Source organism: Clostridium sp. (assembly GCF_032552055.1).
GTDB lineage: Bacteria > Bacillota > Clostridia > Clostridiales > Clostridiaceae > Clostridium.
In genome coordinates this window covers 1-5,169 of sequence record NZ_JAWGSV010000220.1, presented here as the reverse complement: position 1 = coordinate 5,169, position 5,169 = coordinate 1, and the positions used below count along the sequence as shown (strand labels likewise).

Below are 5,169 nucleotides of genomic sequence, written 5' to 3'. Positions count from 1 at the left end.
ACTTTCAGCTATATCATCATCAATAAAATTTACCTTACCAAAGTAAGGTGATTCTTTAAGTTTAACAAATTCTCCTAGCTTTCTATCTATGGTTTTATAACTTTCTTCTTTAATATATCTTTCATGATCAAAATACTCTATAAGCTTATCTTCATCATCTCTATACTCTTCAATATATTTCTTTCTATAATCTAATATATAATCAGCTATAGCTTTTCTTTTTTCTATATAATTTAAAGTTTCCTGATTTAATATATCTAAAGTCTTTTGTAAATTTTCTTCTTCCATTAATAATTCTATTCTATCCAAGGTTTAATCCCCCTTATCTATTTACCAAAGAAAGAGTGTAGCAAAATTATGCACACTCTCTCTTAGTATTGACTAACTTTTAAATTTTAAACTTCTATATAAGTTTCATAAATATTAGTATTAATTAACTGTTCTAATATAAATAAAGTTTAATTAAATATAAAGATTTTTCAACTTATATATCTTCTGAAGTAGAGTTAATAACTCCATCCTCTAAAATTCTTTCATTAGAATCTATATATTCAACATTAACAATCTCTTCTGAATCAGCATCTATAATATTATTTTCTTTTTTATCCTTATCAGAATCTGCCTTTTTACCTTTTTTCAATCTAAGCTCTGGATATTTTTCAAATACAAACTCCATAAACTCATCACCAAAAATTGTTTCTTTTTCTAATAGGTATTCAGAAATTTTATCTAATAAATCTCTATTTTCTCTTAAAAGCTTTCTAGTACTTTCATGACAAGTTCTAATTATGCTAAGAATTTCTTCATCTATTAATGTAGATGTTTGATCACTACATTCTCTAACTGCTCTACCATCTAAATATCTGTTTTGTACTGACTCTAAAGCCATCATATCAAACTTATCTGTCATACCATAGACTGTTACCATACTTCTTGCAGTTTGAGTAGCTCTTTCTATATCATTAGATGCACCAGTTGAAACTAAGTTAAATACTTCTTCTTCTGCAGATCTACCACCTAACATAACCATTATTTGATTAGTTAGTTCTTCTTTAGAAACTAAATATTTTTCTTCTTCTGGAAGTTGCATTGTATAGCCTAAAGCCCCCATAGTTCTTGGAACTATAGTTATTTTATGAACAGGATCAGTATTATCTAAAAGAGCTGCTACAAGAGCATGCCCAACTTCATGGAAAGCAACTATTCTCTTCTCTAAAGTAGATAATATTCTATCCTTCTTTTCTTTACCTGCAATTATTACTTCAACAGCTTCTCTTAAATCTTCTTGCATTACAAATTCTCTACCATTTTTAACAGCAGCTAAAGCACCTTCATTAACTATATTAGCTAAATCTGCACCTACAGCACCAGGAGTACTCTTTGCAATTTCCTCTAGACTTACATCATCGCCAAGCTTTACTCCTTTAGAGTGTACTTTTAGTATATCAATTCTACCCTTTAAATCTGGTCTATCTACTATTACTCTTCTATCAAATCTACCTGGTCTTAATAATGCCTTATCTAATATTTCTGGTCTATTAGTTGCAGCTAAGACTACTATAGCTTTTGTAGAATCAAAACCATCCATTTGAGTTAATAGTTGATTTAAAGTTTGTTCTCTTTCATCATTGGTTTGAAGCTGAGAATCTCTGCTTTTACCTATAGAATCTACTTCGTCTATAAATATTATACAAGGAGCATTTTTTTCTGCTTCTTGGAATAAATCTCTAACCTTAGCAGCTCCCATTCCAGCAAACATTTCAACAAAATTCGAACCTGAAATTGATAAAAATGGTACATTTGCTTCACCTGCAACTGCCTTTGCAAGTAAGGTTTTTCCTGTTCCAGGAGGTCCAACTAATAAGGCACCCTTAGGTAACTTTGCTCCAATATCTATGTATTTTTCTGCATGGTTTAAATAATCTATTATCTCCTTTAATGACTCTTTAGCCTCATCTTGACCTGCAACATCATTAAATGTAATTTTTATATCATTTTCCTTATAGACCTTAGCATTGCTTTTTCCCATGCCCATCATAGGTCCACCCATACTCATTTTCTTTCCAAGTCTTCCAAACACAAATCTGAAAATACTAAATAATATTAAAGGCATTATAACCCAATTAAAAATAAAATCAGACATGAAATTACTTTGAATTGGTTCAGCTTTGTAATCTACCCCTGCTTCATTTAGTAAATTTATTAAATTAGGGTCATCTACATTACCAGTGTATAGTAATTTCCTTCTATTTGATTTTTCATCCTCATCTTCTTTAGGTAAAATTTTTATTTCTCCAGATGATATAATTACACTTTCTACTTGACCTTCTTGTATCATAGAAAGAAATTTATTATATGTTATTTCGTCTGTTGTCATAAAATTCTTAGTGGAGGTAAATGCATATAAAAATAAAAATGCTAAAATTATATACCACATACTTCCGTTTTGCTTTTTTCCGTTATTGTTATTTTCTTCGGTATTTTGATTATTCATATTTCTTCCTTTCTATATTCTCTACTTTATCCTTCCTATTTCACTAAAAGGATATACTTTTATTTGAGCTTTTCCACTTATATCTTCACCATCGATATAAGGATTGATCCAATATCTTGAATCTTTTGACCAAAGCCTATTATCCCCTAAGAAGAAATACTTACCTTCTGGAACTTCATATTCCCCATTAAAATTATCTGCCGTTCCGATATAATCTTCTTTTAAAACTTCCCCATTAACTGAAACTATTCCATTTTCAATTTTAATCTTATCTCCAGGTAGACCTATTAATCTCTTTATTAAATCTGCTTGAAGCTCTTCTGAATAAAATACTACAATGTCTCCTCTTTTTAAATTATCTAAATCATAAACTCTTGTTACAAATAGTCTATCATCAACATTTAAAGTAGGTACCATAGATTCTGATGGAATTATAACTTTAAATAATAGAAATTTATTTATAAGAAATGCTATTATAATTGCAGAAATTATTGGAATTCCCCATTCACTAATAAAACTTTTTTTAGTTACTTCTTCTTTTTCATCAATTTCCATTAATCCTCCCACAATCCTTTCAATAAATTATTTATTTCTTCACTTCTTTTTCTAGTTTCTTCTTCATCTATAAAATATAGGCCATCCTTTTTATAAAGAACGTCCCCCTCTTTTAAATTGCCTTTTATATTTATAATCTCTACGTTAATTATATTCTCTTCTTTATCCTCTATTATTGCATAACTACCTTCTATTCTATCTACTGTATAAAACAATTTTTCCATCCTAATACTAATAATCACCTCTCTTTTTAGCTTATATTATAGTATAACATATTTACAATAATTTTAAATAGACTAAAAATTAAAATACTATTATATATATGTTTCAATAAATAATCTACACTTTAAGGACTTATATTATTTTAAGCGAAAAATATTTTTGAAAGTAAAGTACATTAATTGACCCCATCACTCTTTTAATTGTATATAAGTTGATTGCGTAATTGCCTAACTGAACTATTTTAAATATGAAGGAGCTTAATAGAATATAAAAATTCTATTGCAACTTATATATAATTCATAATTTATAAACAAAAAAGAGTTGTCGCAAAACAACAACCCTTTGGGAATAAAAAATGAAGAATTGAGTAAGTAATTCCTTGAGAATTATTAAGAATAAATTTATTTCCAAAACTTCTGCGGAGTTTTTTCCTCAATTATGCATTATAAATTATCCATTCTATATCTCATCTTTTACTAGATCTTCATAAGTTTGTCTCTTAGAAACTACTCTTGCTTCTCCATTTCTAACAAATACTACAGCCGGTCTTAATATTCTATTATATCCACTTGCCATTGAGAACCCATAAGCTCCTGTAGATAAAACAGCTAATGTATCTCCACCTTCTGCTTTTTGAATTTCTATATCATTAATTAATATATCTCCAGACTCACAGCATTTCCCTGCTACTGTAACCTTGTCATTAGCAGGTGAATCTGCTTTATTTGCTATAAAAGCCTCATACTTTGCACTATAAAGAGCAGGTCTTATATTATCAGTCATACCACCATCTACAGCTACATACTTTCTTATTTCAGGTATTTCCTTAATTGATCCTACTGTATATAAAGTTGTTCCTGCATTTGCTACTATAGATCTACCTGGTTCAATAGTTAATATAGGTCTTTTTAAATTTAGTTCCCTGCAAACTTCATCAACTCTATCTAAAATAACATTACAATAATCTTCAATTGATTTTGGCTTATCTCCCTCAGAATAATATATTCCAAATCCACCACCTAAATCTAATTCTTCTATTAAATGTCCTGTTTCTTGCTTTATTTCATTTATAAACTTTAACATAACTTCTGCAGCATCTCTAAAAGGTTCTGTTTCAAATATTTGAGATCCTATATGACAGTGTAATCCTACCAAATTAACACTTTCTAAAGATAATCCTTGCTTTACCGCCTCTAAGATTATGTTTCCAACAGGCGCAAATCCGAACTTAGAATCAATCTGACCTGTCTTTATATAATCATGAGTATGAGCTTCTATTCCAGGCGTTAATCTTAAATATATATCTTGCTTCTTATTACATTTTTCTGCTACTTCATTTATCTTAGACATTTCCCATAAATTGTCTACAATAAATCTTCCTACCCCTAATTTAACTCCTAATTCTATTTCATCTAATGTTTTGTTATTACCATGAAAATATATTTTTTCCATAGGAAAATTAGCCTTATATGCAGTATATAACTCTCCACCTGAAACTACATCTAAGTATAAACCTTCCCTATCGATAAGTTTACACATTTCTACAGTTAAAAAAGCCTTTCCCGCAAAAGCAACCCTATTTTTTTCTTCTTTAGCCCTAAATGCATTTATATAGCCCCTGCAATTATCTAATAAAAGTTGTTCATCCATGACATATAATGGAGTTCCAAACTCCTTTGCAAGACTAGTGGCCTTGACCCCTCCAATATATAAATCACTTCCTTCTATCTTACTGGCCCCAAATAACTTCATAAAACAACCTCCAATTTTTTATTTTATATAAAAGTAGTTAATATAACTTCATATCTTAACTACTTTTAATACGAAATATAATCTAATAAAATATAGAATCTTTTTTACAACTTATACAATAAAACCACTATGGAATTCCATAGTGG

General features: G+C 29.0%; 4 protein-coding genes and 1 pseudogene. All 5 read right to left on the bottom strand.

Going from position 1 to position 5,169, the window contains the following annotated elements; all coding sequences use genetic code 11:
* Nucleotides 1-288: pseudogene (locus tag E6248_RS12720) on the bottom strand (ATP-dependent DNA helicase); the annotation flags it as partial.
* 196 nt (nt 289-484) lie between these two features.
* Nucleotides 485-2,494: an ATP-dependent zinc metalloprotease FtsH gene (gene ftsH / locus E6248_RS12715; protein ID WP_396335153.1), complete on the bottom strand. Its 2,010-nt coding sequence runs from the start codon at nt 2,492-2,494 to the stop codon at nt 485-487.
* 21 nt (nt 2,495-2,515) lie between these two features.
* Complete coding sequence (lepB, locus tag E6248_RS12710; protein ID WP_316341164.1) at nt 2,516-3,049, bottom strand: signal peptidase I; 534 nt, start codon at nt 3,047-3,049, stop codon at nt 2,516-2,518.
* Nucleotides 3,049-3,273 (bottom strand): DUF3006 domain-containing protein, encoded by a 225-nt coding sequence (locus E6248_RS12705; RefSeq protein WP_316341163.1) that lies wholly within the window; start codon nt 3,271-3,273, stop codon nt 3,049-3,051. The genes lepB and E6248_RS12705 overlap by 1 nt, the downstream gene beginning before the upstream one ends.
* 457 nt (nt 3,274-3,730) lie before the next feature.
* A complete protein-coding gene (gene lysA / locus E6248_RS12700) occupies nt 3,731-5,023 on the bottom strand; it encodes a diaminopimelate decarboxylase (protein WP_316341162.1) in 1,293 nt (430 codons plus the stop codon).
* Nucleotides 5,024-5,169 lie beyond the last annotated feature (146 nt).

What these genes read in the sequence shown, in the direction of transcription:
- ftsH (WP_396335153.1), bottom strand. Translation starts at nt 2,494, where the DNA reads ATGAATAATCAAAATACCGAAGAAAATAACAATAACGGAAAAAAGCAA.
- lepB (WP_316341164.1), bottom strand. Translation starts at nt 3,049, where the DNA reads ATGGAAATTGATGAAAAAGAAGAAGTAACTAAAAAAAGTTTTATTAGT.
- E6248_RS12705 (WP_316341163.1), bottom strand. Translation starts at nt 3,273, where the DNA reads ATGGAAAAATTGTTTTATACAGTAGATAGAATAGAAGGTAGTTATGCA.
- lysA (WP_316341162.1), bottom strand. Translation starts at nt 5,023, where the DNA reads ATGAAGTTATTTGGGGCCAGTAAGATAGAAGGAAGTGATTTATATATT.